The organism is Mycobacterium sp. DL99, assembly GCF_004762045.1.
Classification (GTDB): Bacteria; Actinomycetota; Actinomycetes; order Mycobacteriales; family Mycobacteriaceae; genus Mycobacterium.
This window is the reverse complement of record NZ_SJOM01000007.1, coordinates 455,176-480,564: the sequence shown is the minus strand read 5'-3', so window position 1 is coordinate 480,564 and position 25,389 is coordinate 455,176. Positions and strand designations below refer to the sequence as shown.

Here is a 25,389-nt window from a genome sequence, read left to right as displayed (position 1 = left end):
CATGGGCGGGGTGTCCGGGCTGGTGTACGCCAGCCTGCCCACGTTTGCCTACGTCATCGCGAACGCGATAGCCGGCCTGAACGCCGCGGTCGTGATATCCGTTGGCGTCAGCGTCGGTCTGATCGTGTTCCGGCTGTTGCGCAAGCAGCCCATCCAGCCGGCGGTATCGGGACTGCTCGGGGTCGTCGTCGCCGCGCTGATCGCCTACTACACCGGGTCGGCCGAAGACTACTTCCTGCCCGGAATCTGGCTCAGTCTGGCGATGGCGACCGCGTTCTCCGTATCCCTCTTGGTACGGCGCCCCTTGGTCGGAGTGATATGAAACCTGCTGCGCAGCGCCGGACCCGATCGGTCATGGCGCGCCGACACCGTGGCACTGCACGCGTTCGACGTCGCCACGCTGGCATTCGTGGCCTTGTTCTCCGCACGATTCGTTGTGCAGCAATGGCTTTACGACGGTGGCCTCACCGGCTGGCTAGCCTTCGCCCGGATCGCCATGGGCTATCCACTGCTCGGCGCGGTGTCCGTGATCGTGTACTGGGCGATCCGCCGCGCAAACCGGCAGATCGACTCAGACAACGACCGGCGCAGCACAGGGACCGGCGCGAGCGACTCGCCGGAACCCGCTGCTCGCGTCTGATGTGGTGCCGGGGCGGTCCCTGGCCAGTCGTGAGTCGTTGATTCTGGTGCAGTAGATTCCGATGCCGCCCAGGATTTGAACGGTGGTTTGGTCCAGACGTTCGGGCGAGGTTGTCGTTGCATGATTGGACCAAGGTGTGGATGTCGACGTTACGCTAACGCATTGAGGTATGGGTTCGCGGCGCAGTTTTTTGGTGGTCGTCAGCTCAGAAAACAGCGCAATCGAACTTCTGCTGCTCGCCATAACGCAAGCGTGGGACAACGAGGGTTAACGGTGCTAGCTCCAGAAGACGTTCCGGGACTTTAGAGATCGATCACATCGCTCCGCTCTATCCCCGAGACGGTTCGATACCGGACGTCGACGTCGACACCACGCGACCACAGCGTTCGGGATGGCGATCATGCCGGCATTCCAGGAGAGTTCACCGAAGATCCTCACGCGCGTCGTACCTGGTGATCATCCCCTAAGGTCCGCGGTCAGTATCCGAGTCCGTGATACAACATGCCCGAACTGTTATAGGCGACGTGTACCAGGACAGCAGGCCAGATCGAACCCGAGCGCCACAGCAGGACACCAGTGGCCAAGCCGATCATGAGGGCCAAAGGCATCACGCTGTTGATCCCATGTGCCACAGCGAAAACTGCCGCACTGAAGACTACGCTGATGCAGTTCCCCCAACGGAACAGGAAAGTGGCCAGCACGCCACGGAACAAAGCTTCTTCACCGAGCGGCGTCAAGATGCCGCCCAGCCCCACCGCCACGATAAGAGGCACTACTCCCGACCGAGCAGCGTCACGGTAAGGCTCCTGAAGACCCTCGGACCCCGGAAACAGCGGATCAAAAATTGTCGAAACCGGCCAACTAAGCCCGAAGCACACCAGGCCGATTGCGACGCCGGTCAGCAGCCACAGCAGACTCGTATGCCGCAGCCCAAACGGACGGACATCACGGATCCGAACGAGGACTGCGGCAGCAAACCCTCCCAGCGGCGCAAGCCCTGAGGTTAGGAAGTTCACATGTCCGAGGGCAATGGGGGAATCTTCCGGCAAAAAGTACGCGGTCACGCCGCCCACTAGATACAGAAGGACAGCGGTGACCGCAGCTACACCAAGTTCCAGCCAGCCGGGCCGAGCGGATCCGCTCGGCACGCCAGAGTTCTCTACAACACCCATGTGGAGAAGTATCAGCTATGCCCCAAGGGCACACTCAAGCTTCGTCGCGCGGCGACGCTACCTCAACAACATCCCATTCTCCAGACCTCCGCATCTTCTCGTTGAAGGCGAATGCTCATGTGAACAAGCAAATTTGGGCTTGGGCGTACACTTCCAACAACTGCGGTATGCAGCGCGAACTCGGCGGGGCGCCGAGCTGAGCATATTGCCCTTCGCCCTTCCCGAGTCCTGTCCGAACGATGGGCTCTTTTAGGGTAAGGGGGAAGGGCTCTAGCGCCTGCTTCAATGAGCGGTCTCAACGAAGTGTGCGCACATGTGATACCCCGAATTCCGGAACAGCCGTAGGCCTTTCGCCAGAATCCGTGAGGTGAGCCCGTCGTAGTGGTCCAGCCGTTGTGGGACTCTGATGCCCGGTCTGCAGGCAAGGAAGAATCGACAACGACATGGCATCGAACAAGCGCCGGCAGCACACGCCGGAGCAGAGTATCCGCAAGCTCGCCGAGAGCAACAAACTCCCGGCCTCAGGGCAGGAGCTGGCCAAGGTGTGCCGGCACCTGGAGATCGCCGAGTCGACCTGGCATCGCCGGCTGGCTCAGTACGGCGGCATGAAGGCCAACGAGGCTAAACGGCTCAAAGAGCTCGAGGCCGAGAACGCCCGCCTAAAGAAGCTGGTGGCCAACCAGGCCCTCGACATCGACATGCTCAACGACATCTCGGCGGGAAACTTCTGACCCCGAACCGCAAGCGCCGCGCTGTCGAGGTGCTGCGCGAGCGGTTCGGGGTATCGCAACGCCGCCGCAAGAAGCGGCTGACCGGTATCGGTGTCGCCGTCGGCGCGATGTCACCGATCCGCCCGAACGTGATCTGGGCGATGGACTTTCAGTTCGACACCACCGCCGATAGCCGCACCATCAAGATGCTCAACGTCATCGACGAGTACACCCGCGAAGCCCTCGCGATCCACATTGATCGGTCCATCGACGCCGACGGCGTCATCGATGTCTTTGGACCGCCTCGCCGCCCAACACGGAACGCCGCACTACGTCCGCTTCGACAACGGTCCCGAATTCGTGGCCCACGCCGTCAGTGATTGGCGCCAATTCAACAGTGCCGGATCACTTTTCATCGATCCCGGCTCACTGCGGCAGAACGCCTGGAACGAATCGTTCAACGGCCGCCTGCGTGATGAACTGCTCAACGCATGGCGCTTCGACTCGCTGCGCGAGGCCCGCGTGATCATCGAAGACTGGCGCCGCGATTACAACGCCAACCGACCTCACTCCGCCCACGGAGAGCTCACCCCAGCCGAGTTCGCTCTACAGTGGACCACGACCCACCAACCCCACGCCGCATAGCGACTGGACCACCAAATAGGCCCCCTCATACGCGCGTTGACCGCCGGGCATTGACACTCTTCGATGATCAGTGCCACGAGATGGCCGTCCGAGACATCGGACCTGACGACACATATAGTTGCGTCACAGTCGCCCGTACAACGGTGAAGCTCCATCGGTGACCGAATGGGAGAAGGGCCATTTCGACGTCCGATGGTCTCAGATGTCCTCGCGAGGGTAGCTGGCGTGACGAATGGGTGAGCCTGCTTCCCGCTCATGATGCCCAGTCTCGGTTACCCTGCCGTATTCACAGATGACGACACCACGACGGCGGCAAACTCATCGCCGCTCAGCGATTGCGACCCTGCGATCCCGGCTGCGATTCCAGCAGCCGGGCGTACGGCAGAGTTACCTCGTTGGCGGTCTCAATAAGAAGGTCACGGCTGATTCCACTGGGGCGGCCGATGGCTATGCGTGTCGCCACGGCAAGCGTTGCGCCGATCGAAAGGTACAGCGTCGCATCGAGCTTGTCAGAGTCTATATGGGGGACTCGGGTTTCGACTGCAAGCCGCACGAGATCGCCCAGCTGCCGCTCGGCATCAGGTAACACGTTGAATTGCGCGCCGAAAGGCAGCTCATTGGAAACGGCTTGTAATACGTCAGCGTGGGCCTCGAGCGCCTCGATCAGCGCTCTGAGAAAAGTGGTAACGGCGACTTCGCTGGACTCTATTTCCTTCATCTGAACAACCGCGTCAGTCAGCTGGCGCATTATGTCCGCTTCGGCTCGCGCGCGCATCGCCTCAATGATCGCCGCTTTGTCAGCGAAGTAGCGGTAGACCGTGCCGATGCTAAAACTTGCGACTTTAGCTATCCGGTTAGTGGAGAAACGTCTGTACCCATCTTCAGCTAGGACGCGCTCGGCGGCGTCGAGGATCGCGTCGACAGTCGCCTCCGATCGCTGCTGGGTTGGTGTGGTGCGTTGCCGACTCGGCATGACGTCTCCGTTCGTCAGCGACTACGTCCGATGGCGGTGAACTGAACAAATGTCGAGAACAACGGGTTCGCCACTACTTGGCGGCTAGGCAGCCGGCGGTCCGTTCAGCCACAAACAGTTTCCCGAGCAGTCCCGCCAGTCGAGTTCCAGGGCTTGCTCGGCAGCCTATCGTGGCCTCGGTGTCGTCCAGACAGAAACTGATCCGAACGCTGCCAACGATCCAGGATGCCACAGGTGAACCACCCCGGGTTTGATGCACACCGGTTTATGGGTGTGCAGCCTCGGATTGGGCTGTGTTCGTAGAGTAATAGTGCGTCTCGTACTCGACCGGTGGGATGCGTCCCAGGCGGTGCATGAGCCGTTCGGTGTTGTACCAGTGCACCCACTCGGCGGTGAGTAGTTCCACGTCGGTCAACCGATGCAGCGGGCCACGGCGGAACGGTGAATCGTCACGGACGGCTTCGTTCTTGTACAGCCCGATCGTGGTCTCGGCCAGCGCGTTGTCGTAGGCGTCGCCGACCGATCCGATCGACGGCACCAACCCGGATAAGGACAGGGTTTCCCCGAACTTCACCGACGTGTATTGAGAGCCTGCGTCGGAGTGGTGAATAGTGCTGCCCAACAATGGATTACCTTCACGACGCCGAAGTTCGGCGGCGTGGCGGATCGCCCGACGCACGAAGGCATCGCGCTTGCCCGCCGAGCAGGTCCAGCCCACGATCCGCCCCGCGTAGGCATCGATGGCGAACGCGGTGTACACAAACGTGCCAGCAGCCAGGCGCACGTAGGTGAAATCAGCGACCAGCAGCCGGTTCGGCGCGGGCACGGTGAACTGGCGGTCCACCAGGTCCGGTGCCCGCCCGGCGGCCGGATCAGCGATGGTGGTGCGGACCTTCTTGCGCCGGGTGACCCCACGCCAACCATTGGCCCGCATCAACCGCTCCACGGTGCAGCGGGCCACGGTGATGCCCTGACGTTGCAGGTGGGCCCACATCTTGGTCGCCCCGTACAGCGATTCGGGTGCGCGGCGACCGCATTCGTCGGGCTCGTAGTAGCCGGCCAGCACCTGCGTGATCACGGTGTCCCACAACGCCCGCGCTGACGGTGGCCGCGAGAGCCACGCGTAGAAGGTTCTCGGGGCAATCTGGCAGCCATGCTCGGACAGCACGCGGCAGATCGAAGCGACCCCGAACCGAGCACGATGCTCGGCGATGAACACACAGATCAGCGGCGTCGCGGGTCGCTCTCCCGCGCGAAGAAACTTGTTGCCGCCTTGAGGATTTCGATGGTTTCCTCAAGGTCCCGGTTCTTGCGCTTGAGCTCCCGCAACTCGCGTGCCACGTCGCTGGGCACCCCGTCGCGCTGACCGGTATCGACCTCGCTCTGGTTGATCCAGCGGCGCAGCGATTCGTACGAAACACCCAAACGCTTAGCCACTGCCTCCAAACAGGCCGTGCGGGTGTCGTACTCCTCGGCATGATCGCTGACCAACCGCACCGCCCGGGCCTTGAACTCCTCGTCGTACTTCTTCGGCATGATGCCAACAACCTTCCCTCGAAAGAAGGTGTGCATCAAACCCGGGGTGGTTCAAAGACGTTGATGGGTTTCGGTTTCGGTTGTAGTTCACCGACGAGGAGCCTGCATTTCACAAATGGATCGCGACGTTGCGGATCACTGGTTTTGGAGCTGCGCCGCGAGTACTGACTTGCGGCGGCGATAAACGCTGACCCAGCCATGAACTCGCCGAGGCTACGACTGAGCATCCGTATTTGAACATGTTCCGGGAGATATCTTGTGGCACATGGCGATGAACTCAGGCCGAGCGCACGACGCGGGCGAACGGGGGGTGACGGCCGTGGTCCCTGTGCAGTCCTCGTGGGGGTGGCTTTCTGCCATCGTGATTCGCTTCATGTGGCAGCCGGGAAGTTGATGTGAAGGTGAGCTGTGGTGGTAAGAGTGGGCCTGGAGGCACGACTTTATCGGCGCGGTTTCTTGTATCTGCAGGTAGGCGCGCGGTTTGAGCGCGGCGCTGCCGGGGGTTTGGCAGGTTCGAAAGTGAGTAGTAGGTGAGTACCCAGCCCTTTTAGGGTTGACGCCATGACCACCGGAATCTCGAATACAGACGCGTCGACGAGCGTCGGGGCTGAGCTAGATTATGTGTATCGGCCCGGAATGTCGTACCGGGGCGCACCTCCACGCATGTCGTTAACTGTTGGCTGGCAGGAGGATCGTTTTTTGGGATCGATAGTTCCGGACCGGCTCACGGCCGAACAGCAGGATTTGCTCGATCGGTTCGTCGACCACTACTGGCAGGGCGATGCGCTGATGGACCCCGTGGCTGAGTACATCCGAGATCATGGTGCAGATGGTCGGCGGCTGCTGGACCAGATACTCGATCAAGGCATTGCCTCTGTTGACGACGCCCCGCAGGTGCTCGTCGACTTGTTCGCCGGTCTGGACGTCAAGCCAGAGTGGTTCGATCCCGAGGACTGGGAACGCGGTCGGCGCCTGTGGATCGACTCCTCCGCCGCCGGCATTGCTGGCATGTTCCTGATGGACAGTCTGGGAACGTTTGTCGCTGATGAGGTATCGATGGCAACCTGGGCAACGGGTCGGTTTCAGAACTCGTTCACTTTGCGCAACGTTGAGACCTTGCAGTGGTTCTATGAAGCTACCAAGCCCGAGTTCATCGACCGTTTCAGCGAACCGTTCAAGGCGACCGTACGTGTGCGTCTGATGCATGCTCAGGTCCGGCTTGGTCTGCGCAGGTTGTGGGGCGACGAACATTTCGCACATCACGGGAACCCGATCTCGACTGCACAGACTATGGGGGCCGGGGTTTCGTTCGGGCTCATTCCCCCACTGATCGATCACCAGCACGGCCGTGTCAGAACCATCTCCGAACTCGACTCCGTAATGCGCTACTGGTCATACATCAGTTACGTATTCGGGGCCGCACCAGACATCATTCCTATGACCGCCATCGACGGTGCGATCATCGCCGACTACATGGGCAGGCACGCAGGTGGCCCGTCATATGCGACAGTCGGGTTCGGTAATGTCGCCGACGAGGCGATCGAGAACATGCCGTTCCAATCGCGCGTCCCCGCCAAGATCTATGCCCGCTACGGCATCGCGGCCGCAGCCTACTTCGCGTCAGACAAAGTGGCGCAGGATCTCGTCAGCGGGGCGCCGCGGTACCGCAAGCTCTGGAAACTCTGGGTTCCCCTCATGCGTGCGCAAATCAAGCTAGTCGTCCAAACCAACATCGCCTACCGTCGGCTGCTTGATGCGCTGCCCGACGCGCAGCGCCGGCTTGCGAACCGCGCACGGCACTACGACAAGCGCTATCACTACGTGGTACAGAAACAGAAAAAGTCGCTACACACCGGCTACACACATCACGATACGACCATCGCCGCTGCATCTGACCCTGCCAGTTTCGGTAGATGCCCGGTTCGATGATGCGATTGTTCTCGAAGCAGAACACATCACCGACCCATCCCAATTCACCGTCTGGATACACGATCCGGTTGCTTCGGGTCGGCACGACCGTCGAGACAGCGGGTGGCGGGCCCATTCTCCCCGCTCTCGAAAGGGCTGGAATTCACCCTGAATTCTTCTGCCGCAACGGAATCTGCGGGACATGCAAAGCGCACGTGATCCGAGGAACGCCGATACACGGGGACGCCGTACTGACCGATGACGAGAAACATCGTGGTGACATTCTGATCTGCGTATCGTCGGCCACCCCCGGTTCAACACTGGTACTCGACCTGTGATTCGTTCGAAATACACAGCTGGACAATTAGTTTGTGAAACGTCTCGGGCCCGGGACAAACGCGTTTTGTCGGCGCTGGACGTCGCTGCATCCGATCCAGTCTTTCGATTCCTAGACATCTGCCGCGCCACCCGACGCAAGCCGACGGAGGAATCCTGGCTGTCGATAAGCAATCGTCAGGTGAGCCCGTCGTAGTGGTCAAGTCGTTGTTCGACTCTGATGCCCAGGTGTTTGAGCAGGAAGAATCGACAACGACATGGCATCGAACAAGCGCCGGCGGCATACGCCGGTTCAGATCATCCGCAAGCTGGCCGAGGGCAACAAGCTGCTGGGAGGCGGCCAGGAACTCAAAGAGGTTGAGAGGGACCCATTTGGTGGTCCCTCTCAACCGGCCTAGTTCAGTTGGTCCGCATCAAACGGCTGACCGATCTCGGGTTCTCGCTTTCCCAGGTCACCGCGATGGGCGACTCAAACGATCATCCCGGGCGGTGCCGTCACCGCGATCATTCAACAGTCAATGCCTGCTACGCCGGTCACGCAGCGTTAGCAACGACCTCCATACTTGCCGTGAGGCCGCCATGTTGGGGAGCTTAGGTTCCCCCAACTCCTCGAACAGGTCGCTCACGGGAACTCCAAGCGCATCTGCGAGATCGAAAAGCAGCTCAAACAGCAATCCCCGCTTGCCGTGCTCGACGTTGATAAGCACGTTGCGGGTGACACCCGACTGAAGAGCGAGCGCTTCTTGGGTGAGTCCTTGTTGGAGCCTCAAGGTCCGGATCCGCAAACCCACCGCGCGCCTGCGGCGCGCCCACAACTCGGCTCGATGAGGATCTGTCTGACTGGGTCGGGTCGGCACGCCTCCACTACCCAGCGAAGCAACCGAATAGCCTGCCCTATTAGTAGGGCAGGCTATTCGGTTGGCAGATCAGACAGGGATTTTCGGAAGTAGTACAGCAAGAGTGGGCGGATCCAACAGCCGACGCTGACACGCCACGTTCAGTTGGGTGCTTAAGGAAGGCAACGCCCGCCAGATCCGGGGGACACTCAGACCATCAGGTTATATATTCATTGCGCCTCAATAGGATTCGGACCGCACCACCGTAGCCAACGATTACCTAGAACAGCCGAACACTGCGCGTCAGGTCCCGCTGGGACCAGTCCACATTGACGTTCGGGGCGTTTGGCATCGCATGGCCGGCATCGATGCCTCGATCCGGGCCACCGGCAACTCTTACGACAATGCCTTGGCCGAGACCATCAACGGGCTGCACAAGACGGAGCTGATCAAGCCGTTCGGGCCGTGGCGCTCCGTTGACCAGGTCGAAGTCGCACCCTTGGAATGGGTGGACTGGTTCAACCATCGCCGCCTCTACGCATACTGCGGGGACATACCACCAGCCGAGTGCGAGGCGTTGTACTACTGCCACCACCGAACTCAACCAACCGTCGAGTTCTCAAACCAGTGAGTCTCCGGACAAGCCGGGGCGATTCAGTGCGCCTAGATGAAGGCGTCGAACAAGCGCATCGCCGTGTAGGACTCAAGGAGTGTTCTGAACCGCAATCTGAGTTGATCACCCACGAGCAATAACCGACGGCGCCGCAAGCCGCTACGTGGGCGCACGGTGCGGGGATCACGCGGTGGGGGCACCGTAGACGGCGACCACGACCGTACGGTCCAGTGAGTTCTCCGACCACACCCCGATCGCCGTGTTCGCGCAGTCCTTCATGATTGCCAGATAATCCGGTCGGTTGTACCACTGCCTGATCAGTTCGATACCGCTGATGGCCAGGGCCGGATTGATCGCCACAGTTTCTGAGACTCGTCCACGGAAACCCGCTGCTTCACCGCGATTTTGGGCCGTGGAGCCGTTTGAGCCCACGTCGCTGTCAAGCGCGCGATTGGTCAGCACGTCGACGGCGTGCCACTGGGCCGCTAGGCGAAGCCGCTGATCGACGGTCACGTCGTTGGTACACCCCGCATGTTGCTGCACGGTATATACATTCGACACGACGCTGTTGTTGAGCCTGCGATTGTCCGCACGGGCCGAAGGTGCCATGGCAACTATCAGAGGCAGAACGAGCAACACCGTTGCCGCGGCCACTCTCACGCAGCGAGCATGGACTCTCCTGCCAGAAGTGTCCATCAGAGAGTGGGACCATATCCCGTGGAGGACCGCCGCGACATTCAGATACTTTCGGGCCGAAGTGGTCACGATCAATTAGCATTCGCTGTTACTGATGGCAAAGCCATTGCAGATTCCCCTCACCGCAACACATTGGTGTCTGCCACCCTAACTGATTGGTGACAGTTGTCAACTAATGTGCCCGCTCCCGCTGGTTCTCGCCACAGACGTGCTGCTGCCATGCATGCGCGGAAGCTATATGGGTGTGAATTCTGATACCAACCAACGCCCATCTGTCTTCACAAGAGATTCCCTGACTGCCGAAGTCGAACTCGCAGTCGGATCTTCTCCGACAGTCATCGACTGATTCACGAATAGCATTACCACTACGCGCTTTTCCTCAGCAGAGATGACTGCCGCTGCCGGCACGGTCGCTACTGCTGTCACACGCTGTTGCTTAGCCCCTGGGATGACCACATCGTTGATCAGTTGGGTGTATGCGTCCTTGAAGTCGCCGGTCAAGTTCTGGCGCGCAGCGCCCAGTTGGGTCTCGACAGTGTCAGGCGCGTAGGAGAGCATGGCGATCGTAGCGTCCGTTGCGGCTCGGACCGACTCCGCGGCAGCGGTCTCTGCTCCTCGTGCGGAGCCTTCGGCCCATTTGAAGTATCCAGCGGCGCTCGCGAGGAGCATCGCAAGTATCGGCAAGGCCGTAAAGATCAGAATGTGCAGCACTGGCCGGCGTCGTGGACACTCCGTGGGTTTTGTCTCGTCACATCCGGACGCCTCGTTGTCCACCCCTTCCACCGCTACGGTGCTCTCGGCCGGATCCGATGCGCCTGTAGGCTCGGCGGCAGTGGGGATGCTCTCATCTCGGCCCTGTTGCTCCACTGAGGGTTCCGCAATTGAACTCGGTGCGTCAACGACGTTTGTGGAGGCGGTTGACTGTCGGTCACGTTGGCGCCCAGTGCGTTTCGTCGAACGGCTCATGGTACGAAGTCCACGTTGGAGACCTTGGCGGAGCCGTCGGCCTCTTGGACGCTGATTCGCATGCGCCACTGTCGCCGCCCATCGTCTTGGTTCGCGGCGTTCGTGGTATTCACCGCGACCGCCACCAGTATCTGGGCCGAGCCATCGCCGGCCGACTCGATGCCCGCGTCGACGATCGTGCCCTGCGACGTAGACTGCGCTTTCCTGACGACTTCAGCGAACGGTGCTGATCGTCGTTGGAAGTCATCGTGGAAGCTACCTGTAGAGCTGTCGAGGATTCGTTGGATGTCCGCGTCGATCCGGGTGTGGTCGATGGTAGTGAGGTTGAGGGCGCCTTGGCGAGCGACATCGAGGAAATGGGTGCGCTCAGCCGTTTTTTGATGCAACTGGTGAGCGCGATAGCTGCCCCAGCCGGCTACGCCACCGAGAATCACCAGGACTCCCAGCATCAATATTGCGGCAGTAAACAGGGACGCGCGCGATGGGGTGGCGGCGGTCGGTGTGAGCTTGCCGTCGACCTCGCCTGGAACCGCCGCCGAGGGCGATGTGTCAGTTCTCTCGTCGCGCCTGGGCCCGTGGTCGTGTGGCGATTCAGCGCCCGCCCGCGGGTCATCGGCGTCGATGAGGTCCGAGGTCTGGTTGCTGGAGTTCTCGTCGACTGTCATGCTTGATTCTCCTTTCGATGGTTGCGCTGTACGCGTTTGGGAGCGAAAGTGACTGTTCGCTTGGATATCTCGACTCGCTGCGAGCGACTCACAGGGGCACGGCGCACCTAGCCGGAGAGATGCAGGTCTGGTGATTGGCCGTATACGGTCAACGTGACCACCAAAGTCACCAGGACGGCCGCGATCAGGGATGCTCGCACAGCGCGGCCGACAGCTTCTCCGACTCCGGCGGGACCGCCGCTGGCGGTGTATCCGTAGTAGGTGTGTACGAGCATGATGACGATCGCCATGGCCACCGCCGTGAGGCATGACCACAGTAGGTCGAGGGGGTTGAGGAAGGTGTCAAAGTAGTGGTCGTAGACGCCGGTCGACTGCCCATAGATCGTTGTGGTGCCGACACGGGCGGCCAGGAACGACATTAGGACCGCGACGGCATAGAGCGGGACGACAACGAGAACGCCAGCCAGGACTCGGGCGGATGCCAGGTAGGCGACCGCGCGGATGCCGATGACTTCGAGGGCGTCGATTTCCTCGTTGATGCGCATGGCTCCCAGCTGAGCTGTGGCCCCGGCGCCGATGGTGGCGGCGAGGCCGATTCCTGCGGTCAGTGGTGCGATCAGCCGGACGTTGAGATAGGCCGAGGCGAACCCGGTCAGGGCTTCGATGCCGACGCTCGACAAGGAGTTGTATCCCTGAACCGCAATCAGTGAGCCCGCCGACAGCGTGAGGAAGCCGACGATCACGACTGTGCCGCCGATGACTGCCAGAGCGCCAGTCCCCAAGCTCATTTGAGCGATCAATCGCACTAGTTCGCCGCGGTACCGGCGTAGAACTTCGGTTGTGGAAGTGATTGTCTTACCATGGAACTCGGTTTGCATTCCGAGGTGTGTGCACGCGTCTGTCACTCGTGCCCCGAGGCGACGAACTTTGGGAAATAGTGTGCTTGGCGCGGTCATGCGGTGGCCTTGACGCCGACGGCGGTGGCGACCACGTTGATGAAGAACAGGGCGACAAACGAGAAGACGACGGTCTCGTTGACGGCATTTCCGACGCCTGCTGGACCGCCGCCGACCGAAATGCCTTGGTAACAGGCGATGAGACCGGCTGCCAGACCGAACAGTGCTGCTTTGATCAGCGCGATGAGGACTTCGGGCAGACCGACAAGCAGAGTGAGTCCGTAGACGAAGGCTCCAGGGGTAACGTTCTGGAAGTAGACCGAGAAGGCAAACCCACCGATCAGACCGACGCAGGTGACCAGCGGCGACAGGAGTACGGCCACCAATGTCGCCGCCAGGACCCGCGGGACAACCAGTGCGGCAACGGGATCGATGCCCATGACCCGCATGGCGTCGAGTTCGTCGCGGATGGTGCGCGCGCCGAGGTCGGCGCACATGGCGGTGGCGCCGGCACCAGCGACCACCAGAACAGTAACCACCGGTCCGATCTGAGTGACCGCTCCGAGCGCTGCTCCGGTCCCGGAGAGGTCGGCAGCTCCCACCTCCATGAGCAGGATGTTCAGGATAAATACGGTCATCACCGTGAAAGGGATCGAGAGAAGCAGCGTCGGCATGATCGACACGCGTGCAACGAACCAGGCCTGTCGGACGAACTCGTTCCAGGCGAACGGCCGACCCGCAATGGCTCGAAGTGTGTGTGCGGCCATCATGAAGAAGCCACCGATACCTACTAGCGGCTTAGTGAGGTCAGGTGTTCCCATCGGTTTTACTCAACATCCTTTGCTGTCATGGCTTTCCGACTGTTGTCGTGAGCATGTCCTGCCATGTCTTAGGGCCGCCATTGGTTCCGAGATTGGCTTGGATGTAGCGCAGTCCGTCGGGTCCGATGTAACTACCGTCTGCCGGGTTGTAGTCGGCGATGGCCAGCGCTGTCGGCGGTGCTGTCGCGGGAGGTAAGCCATCAGGTGATAGCTGGGTGCCTGGCGCAAGTTGAGGTACATCTTGCCCGGTGTAGGTGGCGTTGGGATCGCCCTTCCAGTTGTTCCCGTCGTTGAGCGGTACGTAGTCCTCGTCGCTTTCACACATCCACACTGTGGGTGCCCGTTTCCACGGCTTGGTCTCGCACGGGATGTTGCGTGCACCACGGACATTCCACGGCGAGTCTTGGGGGATGCGGCAGTAGAAGTCGCCAGGTGTCCGGCCGGGATAGTCTTCGAGAGCTGTCGCGCGCCGCTGGGTCGCCGGTAAGTATCCGGTATTGCAGGGTGGAGGTACATTCAAATTTGTGGCCAGTTGCTGGTAGGCGCCTCTGAAGGGTTGTTTGGTGGCATAGTTAGCGATGCCGACGCCACCGAGGATTTGAACTCCCTGCGGAACGAGCACTAGTAGTTGTTCGAGGTTAGGCGCGAAGACGATGCCCACGTGCGTGGCGTTGACCAGGTTGGCCATGAGGACCGGCAGGGTGGGCTTGACGCGGTCGAACAGTGCCTGCGTTTGCTCAGCGGAGGGCGCGGTGTTGCGCAGTAGTGAGGACACGGCCTCGTTGTGCTGTTGCAACTGACCAGTGATGGTGCTCATGTGTGATGCCCAGGCACTCACGGCATCTGCGGTCTGGGTCTGTGTATCAAGCAGCGGTTTGAAGTTGTCGATGGCATTGGTGAGTTCGGGCAGTGTGTTCTTGGCGTCGATCGCCAAAGTCGTCGAACCATCTACGATGCGGGTGAATTCGGCGCTCAGTCCACCCAGAGCTGTGTAGCTTTCGTCAATGAGCGAGGTGAGGTTGTCGCCGGGGATAGCGGCCAGCGCGGTATGCGTGGTGTCCAGCAGGGTTCCGATATCTGGTGGTGTCGAGGTGCGCTCGACCGTGATGCGGTCGCCGCCCCGCAGCGCTCGTGTCCCGGCGTCGGCACGGGGCACTAGGGCGACGAACTGTTCGCCGATGACTGATTGGCTATGCACTTCGGCGGTGACATTGGCGGGGACGTCGGTTCCGTTGTCCAGGGACAAAATTGCCTGCACTCCATTCGGGGTCAGCGTGACGTCGTCAACCCGTCCCACCGGCGTGCCTCGGTAGGTCACGTTGGCCCGTCGGTATAAGCCCCCGCTTTGGTTGAGGTCGACGGTTACCCGGTAGTGACCCGCACCGAACAACAGCTCGGGGAGTCTGCCGAAGCCGACGGCGAGGATGCTGGTGGCAGACACGGCGATTGCCAGAAAGACTCCGAGTTGAAGCTTGATGTGTCGTTGCAGCCGCATGTCAGGATCCTTGATCGGTGCGATAGGGAACGACCAGCGGGTTGCCGTAGGTGTAGGGGCTGGGAAACTGTCCGATGGTTCGGCCCCATTGCATTTCCAGTTCGGTCAATTTGCCTTCGAAACGGGTACCGGTAAGAAACGCTGCGTCCAGGCGGCTGAGGGTCAGGTCGATGATCTGCGTCTGATTGGCGTAGTCACCGCGCATCCATTTGCCGAGCGTTTCTTTGGGGAATGGGAAGGTAGCCAACATGCTCATTGACCGAGTCAGAGCGGGTCCGGCGTCTCCTAATGACGCCAAGACCGGCTTGAGGTCGTTCAGTTCGGCGACAAACGCCTCCTTGGTAGCTGCGGCCGCATCACCGGCGATGGCAGCGAATCGGCCGAGCTGGTGGAGTGCGTCGATCAGATGCTCCCGCTCGGCGTTCATCACGGCGACCGCGTCCGGAATGGTCGCCAGGGCTTGGTCCACCACCGGCTTTTGAGCGGCGAACTGCGCTGCAACGTTGTTGAGGCCCTGGCTGGCGTCAATGATTTCGTCGGTCTGGTTGTTGACGTGGCCGATGAACTGATCGATCTGGGTGAGAAGGTTGCGCAGGTCGTCGGCTCGTGTGCCGCTGAGTGCCGTGCCCAGCTCCCGGGTGATGTCTTGGATCTGTCCGAGGCCTCCGCCGTTGAGCAGCATCGCCAGGGCGGCCAGCGTTTGTTCAGTCGTCGGATAGGCGCCCGCCGACGACAACGGGATTACTGCACCGTCTACGAGTCGTCCGGTCGGCGATACTCCGGCCGGCGCTGCCAATTCAATGTGCAGGGAACCCAGCAGACTGGTTTGGCCTATTGTCGCGGACGTGTTGGCAGGCAGTGCGACATCCTCGTCGAGGCGCATCGTAACGAGCGCATGCCAGCGCTGCCGTTGCACCTGAGCCACCGAGCCGACAATTACGTCACCCACTTGGACGGGTGAGTTGGGTTGCAGGCCTGAGACATCCGGGATCTGTGCCTGTATCTCAAAGGATCCGGTTCCGTAGCCCGCGGTGGCGGGCAATGGCAGCGAGTTCAGACCCCGCCAGCTGCAGCCAGTCGCGAGCGTCATCACTAGGACTGCCACCAGGGATGCGCGCCGATGCTTGGAAACTCTGTTGTAGCGGATCACCTTCCACCACCCGGGCTCATCATGCCGGCGAGACCTTCGTCGGCATTGGTTGTGACCTCACCCGGGTACGAAGCATGAGTGCTTGGCGCGGAGTTAGCCGTGTCCTGAGCGGTGGTGCCTTCAGGAACTGCTGCGAGGTCCGTTGCGGGGTGAGGCGGGACGTAGTCGGGCCGCAGTCGGTCCTCGCTGTACGTGATTTCGTTGGGACGGGCCATAGCCCCTGCAACAGGGATAGGTACGGTGACCGCCGTGGCCGTGAGTATTGGCAGCAGGTAGGGAGGGAACGGGATGGGTATTGCGGAGGGAAGTGGGATCGGAATCGGTAGGTTGGCTAGACTGGCGGTCGTCCCGAACGGTGGGAAGTTGTATTGGCGGTTTTTGAATATGGGTGCCATATATTGGGCGCACAACTTCGCGGATTGTTCGTAGTTCTTTCGCGAGGCGGCCTGAATTGAGCCGCAGATGAATTGCAGCGGGTTAGCGAACTGGTTGAGCACGTTAACGGCGGCCACCGAACCTGTAGCCGGGTAGTAGGTGTTGGTGAAATTCGCCAAGGAGTTGGGTAGGACGTGCAGAAGCTGCTTGATGTCGCCGAGGCTTTCGTTGATTGACGTGGTGACAGCAGCGAGTTTGTCGACCGAGGTACCTAGGGTGTCTCGGTTGTTCGCGACGAAGGCCGAGACATCGTGGATCGCCGAATCCAACGCTGTCACAGCGTTTCCGACTTCATTGGGGTCATTGGACAGCAGTGATGTGACAGCGGCGAAATTGGTGTTGAGCTGTCCCAGTACGTCGCGGCTGGACCGCAGCGCCGCCACCAGCAGTGAGAGGTGCCTGACTGTGCCAAAAACATCACCGCTGTGATCGCCGAGTGCCGAGGTGGCCTGTGACAGCTTTGTCAGAGCGTCACGGACAGCGACACCTTGGCCGCGTAGATTGTCGGCTCCGGTGTTGATGAACGAGCCCAACGGAGACACTCCTCCTGGCTGAGTGGGCTGCAGACTGTCGGTCAGCTTCTGCAGCTGGGCGCGCATGTCGTCCCACTCCAGTGGTACGGCGGTGCGGTCAAGGGGAATCACCGCGTTGTTCGCCATCACCGCGCCGTCGGTGTAGGGCGGGGTGAGTTGGATGACGCGTGCACTGACCAGGGCCGGGGACAAGAGGGCCGCGCCGGCATCGGCCGGTACCGGGTACTGCGCGTCATACCAGAGCTTCACCTCGACATGGTTGGGGCCGGCGGTGATGCTGTCGATTTCACCGACCGGCACACCCTGAATACGCACCTGATCGCCGGGATAGAGCCCGGTAGTATTGACGAAGTACGCGGTCAGGTGGATGCGTTGGACCGTGTGAAACACATTGCTTGCGTACAGAATTCCTCCGATAAGCACGACGACGAGTGTCGTCGCGAGTGTGAACCGGGGGGTTGGTTTACTCATGGCGCCTCACCCGCTTGAGGTGGGCCGGGCGGCGGCGGAATGAGATCGACGGTCGTCGGCTTCGGTTCGGTGCCATCTGGTGTTGCCGGGTCATAGCCTGCTGGAGGGCCGGGCGGCGGTCCGCCGGGAGGAGGTTGCGGTGCCGGCGGCGAATAGGGATATCTCGGGTCACCGAGGTGCCCAGTAATGGCGTCCGGCACGGTGAGATTCGGTTCGCCGCCTTGACCGGTCCGTGGGTATGGGATCGGCAGCGGCGGGGTTGCCTGCTGCCCCACCGGGGGATCGCTGAGCTGGGAGGGCAGCAACACGTTGGGATCCAGGCCGAGGTCGGAGAATGCCGCGTCGATGAACGGTTGCATCAGCTGGCCCGGAACGAGATTGGCGACGTATGCCTTGAAGAAGGGCCCACCAGAGACCGCCTCCCCAAGACTTAATGCGTACGAGCTCAGGAGCTTGATCGATTTCCGCATGTTGTCCTTGTTGTTGTCGACCATCGCAAGCACACCGTTGAGTTTGTCCAAAGCGGGCTTGAGCTGATCCTTGTTGTCGGCAACGAACCCGGAAAGCTGTTGTGACAACGCGGTGATGTCGTTCGAGATTCGATCGATGGCGCCGCTCTGCGTCTGCAGGTGATTCAGCAGGGCGTTGGTGCCGTGAACCAGTCCGACGATCTGGTCGCTACGTTCGGCGAGTACCCCTGTGACCGAGTTCGCGTGGGCGAGCAGACCGCGCAGCTCGTCGTCGCGTTTGTCGAGGGTCGTAGAGAAACGGGCGACCCCATCGACGGCAGCGGCGACATCGGCGGGTGTGTCTGCGAACGCCTGAGAGAGCGTGACCAAGGAGTCGTTGAGCTGACTGGTGTCCAACCCACTGATGGCCGCCGAAACGTCGCCGAGTGCCTGCGGCAGCTCGTAGGCCGGCGCGGTCCGTTCAGCGGGAATCGGCGCTACGAGTTCGCCATCGCCGCGAGGCGCAACCGCAAGAATGCGCGAACCCAGCAGTGTCTTGGTCTTGATCACCGCTTCGGTGCGCTCACCGAGGCGGATGTCGCGGCTCACGGTGAAGTCCACGACAACGCGACCCTGCTGCAGCGAAACGCTTGTCACCTCGCCCACCTGGTAGCCAGCAATCTGCACGGGCGAGCCCGGAGCCAAGCCGCTCGCTTCAGTGAAGTAGGCGCTGTAAGGGCGGTCAGTCCATATCGCGAGGTCGTCGTAGTTCAGCGCACCAACGGTCACCAGCAGCAGCGCCGCCAAGCCGACGGCACCTACGGCTCGTGGATCGCGTTCCGTCATCGATTTCACTTTGGTGCGCACCGTCCCGTGGTCTGGTTGGCGACGCTCACATAGACCGGTTGGCCGCCCTTGCCGTTGACTTTGAGGACGAGTTGGCAGGTGTAGAAGCTGAAAAAGTCCCCGTACATGCCTTGCCGGGCGAGTATCTGATAGGTCTCCGGCAGCGTAGCTAGCATGTTGGTGAAGTAGTCATGGTCGGCCACGACGATGCCCGCAGTGCGATCGAGCTGCGGGGTGAGGCTCCCAATGGCGGGCCTGGCCTGGGTCAGCAGATCGGCGATCGTGGTCGCGGCGGCGTCGCTGGAAGCTAGTGCCCGGCTGAGGTCTTCCTTGTGGTCAGCCAGCGTCGTGACGAGCGTGGACAAGTTCCCCACGCCCTTGTCGAACAGTTTGCTCTGCTCACTCACCGAACCTAGAACGGTGTTGAGATTGGTGATCACCTGCCCGATGAGTTCGTCTCGATCGGCAAGGGTCCTGGTCAGTGTTGCGGTATTGCGCAGGAAGGACCCGATCGTGCCGCCCTGCCCTTGCAACGCGGCGACTAACTCACCGGTCAGAGCATTGACATGCTCAGGGCTCAGCGCTCGAAACAGCGGCCGGAACCCGCCGATCAGCGCATCGAGGTCCAGTGCCGGAGCGGTGCGGTCCAGCGGAATGGTGTCGCCGGCATGCAAGCGCCGTGAGCCACCTGCGCCCTCCTCAAGAGTTAAATAACGGCCTCCTACGAGGTTTTCGTAACGCACGACCGCGCGGGTCCCCTCGGTTAACGCCACGTCGTCCTCGGCGCTGAACGTCACCACGGCCGTCGTGTTGTCCTTGATGCGGATGTCGGCCACCTTGCCGACCTCTACCCCGGCGATGCGCACGAAGTTGCCTTTCTCCAGGCCGGTCACACTCGCAAACTCAGCGTGGTACATCCGCGTCTGGTCGAACCGCAGCTGTCCAAATACCGCGACTACCGCGAATCCGGCCACCAGACATACGGCAGTGAACGCGCCGAATCGCCAAGCAGGACCAAGGATTGCGCCCTTCATGGTTGCCCCGGTTCAGAGCTGGGCGCCGTGCCGGGAAGAGGCTGCCCGGTGCCGTATGGCGGTGGCGGGTTGGGCACCCCGGGTATCGGCGGCGGCGGCGCACCGGGGGGCGGAGGGGCCCAAAGGGGTTGTCCGTCGGGGCCAAACAGCGGGGCACCGTACGGCGGCGCACCTGGGTAGGGCACCGGCCCGATGGCCGGCGGTTTGTCTGCGCCGTAGATCCGTGGTGGTTCGGGGACAGCCTTGGTGACCGGGAAGAAGTTCACCCCGTACGGGTGGGCAATGCCGGGGTTGGGGCGCCAATCCAATCCGGTTCCGTAGCCAGTGTCAGTGACAAGAGCCCGCACCGGGAAGTTCAAATCGGGTCGAGGGAGTGAGCCACAGCCAGGCTTCCCGTCCGGGCCCCCCTTAGCGTTGATCTTGGGCAGGTTCTGCGGATAGCGATAGGGATCCTGGGCAAACCCCAGTCCGACATCCACGATAGTGGAGCGTCCGTCAGTGCCCCCGGCGGTGTCATACGCGCCTCCTCTGATGAGGTATTCCGCACCCTGCAGCGTGCAGGTGTATTCCGGGTGATACTTCTCAAACAGGGCCGTGGTCGGACGCAGATCGTTGATTGCGCGCACAATGCTGTCACGGTTCGGCTCGAGAAGGTCCTGACCACTGTGGGCCAGACCGATGGTGGCCAGCAGAGCTGCGGTGAGATCAGCGGCCTGACCGCTGATGGTCGCGCTGGTGGTGCTCACCGAGGATAGTGTGGCCAACAGATCAGGAGCCGCCGTGGCATAAACGTCGGCTGCTTCGGCCAGCGATGTGAAGTCACCCCTCAGAACATCCATGCGCGGATTGAGTGCGGCCAACACGTCGGCGGCATCCGATGTCGCTTGCCCGATCTCCTCACCTCGGCCGCGGAGGCCGTCGGCCAGGGTCGTCAGCACAGCGTTGAGCTTTTCGGGTTGAACGCGACGTAGAACCTGCATCAAACTATCGAAGACGGTGTTGACTTCGGTGCTCACGTTCACCGCACGAACGACCACTCCGTCCGAGATACGTTGGGAGGAAGCATCTGTCGGGACGATCAGGTCGACGTACTTGGCGCCGAAGACCGTGGTGGCCCGAATACGTGCCTGCACATTCGCGGGAATGAAACGCACAGTATTGCGGTCGAGGCTAAGTCTCAACGTGGCCTGACCCACGGTGGGTTTGATGGTGTCAACCTTCCCAACGTCAATGCCGCGCATTTTGACCCTGCTGCCGGGAGCGAGCACGAGCCCGGCACGGTCGGCACGCAAGGTGACGGTGACGCCGCCGGAAAAGGCGCCCGTGAACGACGCGACTGTGGTTCCGCCGATCAGTGCGAGCACCAGGACGAGCCCCAGTGTCCACCACCACGGATGAACGCGCGTATCTCCGAGTTGCATCAACACCACGGACTCCGCACCGACTTCGGGTTGAGCACCATATGACCTCCAGCAGCAATCTAAAGATTGTTGACAGTTGCCACCAATGAATAGTGACATCTGTCAACATAGGGAACGTGGGACAGCTTCGTCAAGATGTGGAATGCCATCTGGCCTCAGGCCGTAGGCAACTGCCGTCGGACGACGAAAATGCCACTGGGCACTACGTATTCCATAGACCGATTGAGTATCCCGGGAACCCATGCGCGGCACAGACACTGCATCGCTGGGTGAGGTGAGCCCGTCGTAGTGGTCCAGCCGTTGTGGGACTCTGATGCCCGGTCTGCAGGCAAGGAAGAATCGACAACGACGTGGCATCGAACAAGCGCCGGCGGCACACGCCGGACCAGATCACCCGCAAGCTCGCCGAGGGCAACAAACTCCCGGCCTCAGGGCAGGAGCTGGCCGAGGTGTGCCGGCACCTGGAGATCGCCGAGTCGACCTGGCATCGCTGGCTGGCTCAGTACGGCGGCATGAAGGCCAACGAGGCTAAACGGCTCAAAGAACTCGAGGCCGAGAACGCCCGCCTGAAGAAGCTGGTGGCCAACCAGGCCCTCGACATCGACATGCTCAAGGACATCTCGGCGGGAAACTTCTGACCCCGAACCGCAAGCGCCGCGCTGTCGAGGTGCTGCGCGAGCGGTTCGGGGTATCGCAACGCCGCCGCAAGAAGCGGCTGACCGGTATCGGTGTCGCCGTCGGCGCGATGTCACCGATCCGCCCGAACGTGATCTGGGCGATGGACTTTCAGTTCGACACCACCGCCGATAGCCGCACCATCAAGATGATCAACGTCATCGACGAGTACACCCGCGAAGCCCTCGCGATCCACATTGATCGGTCCATCGACGCCGACGGCGTCATCGATGTCTTTGGACCGCCTCGCCGCCCAACACGGAACGCCGCACTACGTCCGCTTCGACAACGGTCCCGAATTCGTGGCCCACGCCGTCAGTGATTGGCGCCAATTCAACAGTGCCGGATCACTTTTCATCGATCCCGGCTCACTGTGGCAGAACGCCTGGAACGAATCGTTCAACGGCCGCCTGCGTGATGAACTGCTCAACGCATGGCGCTTCGACTCGCTGCGCGAGGCCCGCGTGATCATCGAAGACTGGCGCCGCGATTACAACGCCAACCGACCTCACTCCGCCCACGGAGAGCTCACCCCAGCCGAGTTCGCTCTACAGTGGACCACGACCCACCAACCCCACGCCGCATAGCGACTGGACCACCAAATGGGCCCCTCTCACCAGTAGAAACGATGCCCTTGGGGCAACAGTCAACCCGCAGCGATAACCGTGAGAGCAATCGCCTATCGCGCTTGACCGTGCCCCAAGGGCACGCTCTACCTTTCCCCGCATGAACGCAGAACCTCCGTCCTCGGGGCCTCTCGGACATGCAGTCGCAGCACCGGCATCGGTGCGGGCCAAGCGCAGTATCGCACCCGACTTCGCCCGCGGCCTCATGCTTGTCCTCATCGCAGTGGCGAACGTGCCCTACTTCATCCTCCACCGTCCACACGGCGTCGCGGCACACTCCGCGGAAGGGTCGTGGGCAGACCGAGTTGCGCAAACCCTGGCAATCGTCGGTATCGACAGCCGCGTCTACCCGATGTTCGCCTTCCTCTTCGGCTACGGCATCGTCCAGATGTACACCCGGCAACTCGCCTCCGGCACCGACCCCAAGGACGCCCGTAGGGTCCTCCGCCGGCGCCACTGGTGGATGATCGCCTTCGGCTTCGTCCACGCCGCGCTGCTGTGGTTCGGCGACATCATCGGCGCCTACGGCATCGCCGGTCTGCTCCTGGTCTGGCTCTTCCTCGACCGCCCGGACCGCACCCTGAAAATCTGGATCGGCATCTTCCTGGTGATCCCCACACTGCTGACCATCGGATCACTCACCGCCGGACTCCTCGGATTCTCGGCACCGCCCAGCACAGGCACCGGCGCAGCCGCAGGCCCCGAACGAATCAACGAAACCACCGGATACCTCGACGCCGTCCTGGCCCGGATCGAAGGCTGGGCCGTCTACATCCTCCCCGCGGCACTGTTCGGATTCATCATCCTCCCCACAATCCTCCTCGGCATGCTCGCCGCGCGCCACAAGATCCTCGACCAACCGCGGAATCACGTCGCCCTCCTCAGGCGCGTCGGGTGGATCGGCATCACCGTCGGCGTAGTGACCGCGCTACCCCTCGCGCTCCTCAACCTCGACGCCCTCGGGATCAGCCGCGAAGACAACTGGATCCTATTGCCCCTGCACACACTTGGCGGACTCTTCGGCGGACTCGGCTACGTAGCGATGTTCGGCCTGATCGCCGTCCACCTCGAGAACCACCGCGATCGACAACGCGCAGGGTCGTTCCCGTGGGCCGTACAGGCACTAGGAAAACGATCGATGAGTGGCTACATGTTCCAATCAGTAGCCTTCTCCCCCGTCCTCGCCGCATGGGGCCTCGGCCTCGGCAGCCACCTCTCCAGCTGGTCCGCGGCCCTCTACGCAATAGCTGTCTGGGGCCTGAGCGTGTTCCTCGCGACCAGGCTGGAACTAGCGGGCCGGCGCGGCCCCGCAGAATGGCTCCTCCGAAAACTCGCCTACCCCAAACCCACGCTGGCCCCGTAGCCGGGCATAGTGAGTGGGTCTGCTCCTGGTGCGTCGCACACCCAATGCTGCATCGCCACCTCTGGTCTTCGGGGGACTGTGGATTTATCGGTGTTTCTGGCCTGACACGCTGAGGATGCTCGGCGAGGAAGGTGCCGTGATGACGACACTGGATGATGTGGCGAAGAAGAAGTCGGAGCCTTCTGCTGAGCAGCAGGCTGCGCTGGAGTTGGTGCGGCTGGCTCAGGAACAGGGGCTGTCGCTGACCGGTCCGGACGGGCTGCTTAAACAGCTGACCAAGACGGTGCTCGAGACCGCGCTCAGCGAAGAAATGACTGAGCACCTGGGCTATGAGAAACACGACCCGCCCGAGGCAGGGACGGGCAACATCCGTAACGGCACCCGCGCCAAGACGGTGTTGACCGATACCACTGGCACCGTCGAGATCGATGTGCCGCGTGATCGTGAGTCGACGTTCGAGCCGCAGATCGTCAAGAAGCGTCAACGCCGGCTCACCGGTGTTGATGAGGTCGCTTTGTCGCTGTGCGCCAAAGGGCTGACCACCGGGGAGATTTCGGCGCACTTCGCCGAGATCTACGGCGCCTCGGTGCCCAAGGAGACGATCAGCCGGATCACCGACAAGGTGATCGAGGAGATGAACGATTGGGCTGCGCGGCCCATTGATGAGACTTACGCGGCCATCTTCATCGACGCGATCTCCGGTGATGGTCCGCGACGGCCAGGTCGCCAACCGACCGTTATACGCCGCGATCGGGGTCACCCTGGCCGGTGAGCGCGACATCCTGGGGTTGTGGGCCGGCACCGGCGGGGAGGGCGCGAAGTTCTGGATGAGTGTGCTCACCGATCTGCGCAACCGGGCGTCAAAGACACGTTCTTCGTGGTCTGTGACGGCCTCACAGGATTGCCCGAGGTGGTCGACAACGTGTGGCCGCAGGCGATCGTGCAGACCTGCATTATTCATTTGATCCGCAACACGTTTCGGGTCACCTACCGCAAGTATTGGGATGAGATCAAGCGGGATGTGAAACCGATCTATACCGGTCAATGCCGCGGCGGCCCGTGCGGCGTTCGACGATCTGACCGAGAAATGGGGGCAGCGGCATCCGGCGGTGATCCGGTTGTGGGACAAAGCCTGTGCGGAGTTCATTCCGTTCTTGGACTACGACGTGAAGATCCGGCGGGTCATCTGTTCGACGAATGCGATCGAGTCCCTCAACGCGCGCTTCCGCCGTGCGATCAAGGCCCGCGGGCACTTTCCCTCAGAGCAGGCCGCGATGAAGTGTCTGTATCTGGTGACGCGTTCCCTGGACCCGACCGGGGTGGGCAGGGCACGATGGATGATGCGGTGGAAGCCAGCGCTCAACGCGTTCGCGATCACGTTCGGCGACCGATTCCCGGCAGCCGAAACCTACTAATAGAAACCGCCGGAAACACCATTAACGCGATAGCCCCGCCCGGCGCGGCACGCGGATCGTCGT

18 protein-coding genes and 6 pseudogenes are annotated in these 25,389 nt (G+C 61.7%); 9 read left to right on the top strand and 15 right to left on the bottom strand.

Going from position 1 to position 25,389, the window contains the following annotated elements; all coding sequences use genetic code 11:
* Position 1 precedes the first annotated feature (1 nt).
* A pseudogene (locus tag EYZ64_RS02450) lies at positions 2-640 on the top strand (DUF3159 domain-containing protein).
* Positions 641-1,116: 476 nt separating this feature from the next.
* Here the strand turns inward: EYZ64_RS02450 and EYZ64_RS02445 are convergent.
* Entirely contained in the window at positions 1,117-1,812 is a 696-nt protein-coding gene (locus EYZ64_RS02445; RefSeq protein WP_167857681.1) for a CPBP family intramembrane glutamic endopeptidase, read from the bottom strand.
* Positions 1,813-2,255: 443 nt separating this feature from the next.
* Here EYZ64_RS02445 and EYZ64_RS02435 point away from each other — a divergent pair.
* Positions 2,256-3,167 (top strand): annotated as a pseudogene (locus EYZ64_RS02435) (IS3 family transposase).
* 328 nt (positions 3,168-3,495) lie between these two features.
* Here EYZ64_RS02435 and EYZ64_RS02430 read toward each other — a convergent pair.
* Together EYZ64_RS02430 and EYZ64_RS02425 are read right to left on the bottom strand one after the other, a co-directional pair.
* Positions 3,496-4,140: a TetR/AcrR family transcriptional regulator gene (locus EYZ64_RS02430; protein WP_135451701.1), complete on the bottom strand. Its 645-nt coding sequence runs from the start codon at positions 4,138-4,140 to the stop codon at positions 3,496-3,498.
* Between the two features lie 265 nt (positions 4,141-4,405).
* A protein-coding gene (locus EYZ64_RS02425; protein WP_135451700.1) for an IS3 family transposase occupies positions 4,406-5,676 on the bottom strand; the annotation gives its coding sequence in 2 pieces (ribosomal slippage) (positions 4,406-5,403 and positions 5,403-5,676; 1,272 coding nt in all).
* Positions 5,677-6,237: 561 nt separating this feature from the next.
* Between EYZ64_RS02425 and EYZ64_RS02420 the strand changes: the two genes are divergently transcribed.
* From EYZ64_RS02420 to EYZ64_RS31925, 3 genes are all read left to right on the top strand, one after another.
* Positions 6,238-7,605, top strand: a complete 1,368-nt coding sequence (locus EYZ64_RS02420) for an oxygenase MpaB family protein (RefSeq protein WP_135451699.1) — start codon at positions 6,238-6,240, stop codon at positions 7,603-7,605.
* Positions 7,590-7,922 carry a 2Fe-2S iron-sulfur cluster-binding protein gene (locus EYZ64_RS32595; protein ID WP_135451698.1) on the top strand — a complete coding sequence of 111 codons (333 nt, stop codon included), beginning with the start codon at positions 7,590-7,592 and terminating at the stop codon, positions 7,920-7,922. The genes EYZ64_RS02420 and EYZ64_RS32595 overlap by 16 nt, the downstream gene beginning before the upstream one ends.
* A gap of 255 nt (positions 7,923-8,177) precedes the next feature.
* Positions 8,178-8,318 (top strand): hypothetical protein, encoded by a 141-nt coding sequence (locus EYZ64_RS31925; RefSeq protein ID WP_167857643.1) that lies wholly within the window; start codon positions 8,178-8,180, stop codon positions 8,316-8,318.
* 207 nt (positions 8,319-8,525) lie between these two features.
* Here EYZ64_RS31925 and EYZ64_RS02400 read toward each other — a convergent pair.
* A pseudogene (locus tag EYZ64_RS02400) lies at positions 8,526-8,777 on the bottom strand (helix-turn-helix domain-containing protein); the annotation flags it as partial.
* Between the two features lie 337 nt (positions 8,778-9,114).
* Between EYZ64_RS02400 and EYZ64_RS02395 the strand changes: the two are divergent.
* Positions 9,115-9,387: pseudogene (locus tag EYZ64_RS02395) on the top strand (integrase core domain-containing protein); the annotation flags it as partial.
* A 165-nt stretch (positions 9,388-9,552) separates the two neighbouring features.
* Here the strand turns inward: EYZ64_RS02395 and EYZ64_RS02390 are convergent.
* The 11 genes from EYZ64_RS02390 to EYZ64_RS02340 form a co-directional block, all read right to left on the bottom strand.
* Positions 9,553-9,978 carry a CAP domain-containing protein gene (locus EYZ64_RS02390; RefSeq protein WP_135459757.1) on the bottom strand — a complete coding sequence of 142 codons (426 nt, stop codon included), beginning with the start codon at positions 9,976-9,978 and terminating at the stop codon, positions 9,553-9,555.
* Positions 9,979-10,299: 321 nt separating this feature from the next.
* Positions 10,300-10,932 carry an Rv1363c family protein gene (locus EYZ64_RS02385; protein ID WP_286174573.1) on the bottom strand — a complete coding sequence of 211 codons (633 nt, stop codon included), beginning with the start codon at positions 10,930-10,932 and terminating at the stop codon, positions 10,300-10,302.
* A gap of 95 nt (positions 10,933-11,027) precedes the next feature.
* Positions 11,028-11,696: an Rv1363c family protein gene (locus EYZ64_RS02380; protein WP_210115449.1), complete on the bottom strand. Its 669-nt coding sequence runs from the start codon at positions 11,694-11,696 to the stop codon at positions 11,028-11,030.
* Positions 11,697-11,803: 107 nt separating this feature from the next.
* Positions 11,804-12,652, bottom strand: a complete 849-nt coding sequence (locus tag EYZ64_RS02375; RefSeq protein WP_135451695.1) for an ABC transporter permease — start codon at positions 12,650-12,652, stop codon at positions 11,804-11,806.
* Positions 12,649-13,413 carry an MlaE family ABC transporter permease gene (locus EYZ64_RS02370; protein WP_135451694.1) on the bottom strand — a complete coding sequence of 255 codons (765 nt, stop codon included), beginning with the start codon at positions 13,411-13,413 and terminating at the stop codon, positions 12,649-12,651. The genes EYZ64_RS02375 and EYZ64_RS02370 overlap by 4 nt, the downstream gene beginning before the upstream one ends.
* A gap of 25 nt (positions 13,414-13,438) precedes the next feature.
* Positions 13,439-14,908, bottom strand: coding sequence for an MCE family protein (locus EYZ64_RS02365; RefSeq protein WP_135451693.1), 1,470 nt, complete (start codon positions 14,906-14,908; stop codon positions 13,439-13,441).
* Between the two features lies 1 nt (position 14,909).
* Positions 14,910-15,998 carry an MCE family protein gene (locus EYZ64_RS02360; RefSeq protein ID WP_135459754.1) on the bottom strand — a complete coding sequence of 363 codons (1,089 nt, stop codon included), beginning with the start codon at positions 15,996-15,998 and terminating at the stop codon, positions 14,910-14,912.
* A 56-nt stretch (positions 15,999-16,054) separates the two neighbouring features.
* Positions 16,055-17,497 (bottom strand): MCE family protein, encoded by a 1,443-nt coding sequence (locus tag EYZ64_RS02355; RefSeq protein WP_135451692.1) that lies wholly within the window; start codon positions 17,495-17,497, stop codon positions 16,055-16,057.
* Positions 17,494-18,801: an MCE family protein gene (locus EYZ64_RS02350; RefSeq protein ID WP_135451691.1), complete on the bottom strand. Its 1,308-nt coding sequence runs from the start codon at positions 18,799-18,801 to the stop codon at positions 17,494-17,496. The genes EYZ64_RS02355 and EYZ64_RS02350 overlap by 4 nt, the downstream gene beginning before the upstream one ends.
* Complete coding sequence (locus EYZ64_RS02345; protein WP_135451690.1) at positions 18,798-19,826, bottom strand: MCE family protein; 1,029 nt, start codon at positions 19,824-19,826, stop codon at positions 18,798-18,800. The genes EYZ64_RS02350 and EYZ64_RS02345 overlap by 4 nt, the downstream gene beginning before the upstream one ends.
* Positions 19,823-21,247, bottom strand: coding sequence for an MCE family protein (locus tag EYZ64_RS02340; protein ID WP_135459753.1), 1,425 nt, complete (start codon positions 21,245-21,247; stop codon positions 19,823-19,825). The genes EYZ64_RS02345 and EYZ64_RS02340 overlap by 4 nt, the downstream gene beginning before the upstream one ends.
* 350 nt (positions 21,248-21,597) lie before the next feature.
* On the opposite strand from EYZ64_RS02340, the pseudogene EYZ64_RS02330 reads away from it, so the two are divergent.
* From EYZ64_RS02330 to EYZ64_RS02320, 3 genes and pseudogenes are all read left to right on the top strand, one after another.
* Positions 21,598-22,509: pseudogene (locus EYZ64_RS02330) on the top strand (IS3 family transposase).
* 139 nt (positions 22,510-22,648) lie between these two features.
* Positions 22,649-23,911 carry a DUF418 domain-containing protein gene (locus EYZ64_RS02325; RefSeq protein ID WP_135451688.1) on the top strand — a complete coding sequence of 421 codons (1,263 nt, stop codon included), beginning with the start codon at positions 22,649-22,651 and terminating at the stop codon, positions 23,909-23,911.
* 139 nt (positions 23,912-24,050) lie between these two features.
* Positions 24,051-25,326: pseudogene (locus tag EYZ64_RS02320) on the top strand (IS256 family transposase).
* Positions 25,327-25,389: the final 63 nt, after the last annotated feature.

Excerpts from the sequence above, each read along its gene's own strand:
- EYZ64_RS02420 (WP_135451699.1), top strand. The coding sequence starts at position 6,238 with ATGACCACCGGAATCTCGAATACAGACGCGTCGACGAGCGTCGGGGCT.
- EYZ64_RS02430 (WP_135451701.1), bottom strand. The coding sequence starts at position 4,140 with ATGCCGAGTCGGCAACGCACCACACCAACCCAGCAGCGATCGGAGGCG.
- EYZ64_RS02445 (WP_167857681.1), bottom strand. The coding sequence starts at position 1,812 with ATGGGTGTTGTAGAGAACTCTGGCGTGCCGAGCGGATCCGCTCGGCCC.
- EYZ64_RS02325 (WP_135451688.1), top strand. The coding sequence starts at position 22,649 with ATGAACGCAGAACCTCCGTCCTCGGGGCCTCTCGGACATGCAGTCGCA.
- EYZ64_RS02390 (WP_135459757.1), bottom strand. The coding sequence starts at position 9,978 with ATGGCACCTTCGGCCCGTGCGGACAATCGCAGGCTCAACAACAGCGTC.
- EYZ64_RS02380 (WP_210115449.1), bottom strand. The coding sequence starts at position 11,696 with ATGACAGTCGACGAGAACTCCAGCAACCAGACCTCGGACCTCATCGAC.
- EYZ64_RS31925 (WP_167857643.1), top strand. The coding sequence starts at position 8,178 with ATGGCATCGAACAAGCGCCGGCGGCATACGCCGGTTCAGATCATCCGC.
- EYZ64_RS02365 (WP_135451693.1), bottom strand. The coding sequence starts at position 14,908 with ATGCGGCTGCAACGACACATCAAGCTTCAACTCGGAGTCTTTCTGGCA.
- EYZ64_RS02340 (WP_135459753.1), bottom strand. The coding sequence starts at position 21,247 with ATGCAACTCGGAGATACGCGCGTTCATCCGTGGTGGTGGACACTGGGG.
- EYZ64_RS32595 (WP_135451698.1), top strand. The coding sequence starts at position 7,590 with ATGCCCGGTTCGATGATGCGATTGTTCTCGAAGCAGAACACATCACCG.
- EYZ64_RS02370 (WP_135451694.1), bottom strand. The coding sequence starts at position 13,413 with ATGGGAACACCTGACCTCACTAAGCCGCTAGTAGGTATCGGTGGCTTC.
- EYZ64_RS02360 (WP_135459754.1), bottom strand. The coding sequence starts at position 15,998 with ATGACGCTCGCGACTGGCTGCAGCTGGCGGGGTCTGAACTCGCTGCCA.
- EYZ64_RS02355 (WP_135451692.1), bottom strand. The coding sequence starts at position 17,497 with ATGAGTAAACCAACCCCCCGGTTCACACTCGCGACGACACTCGTCGTC.
- EYZ64_RS02375 (WP_135451695.1), bottom strand. The coding sequence starts at position 12,652 with ATGACCGCGCCAAGCACACTATTTCCCAAAGTTCGTCGCCTCGGGGCA.
- EYZ64_RS02345 (WP_135451690.1), bottom strand. The coding sequence starts at position 19,826 with ATGAAGGGCGCAATCCTTGGTCCTGCTTGGCGATTCGGCGCGTTCACT.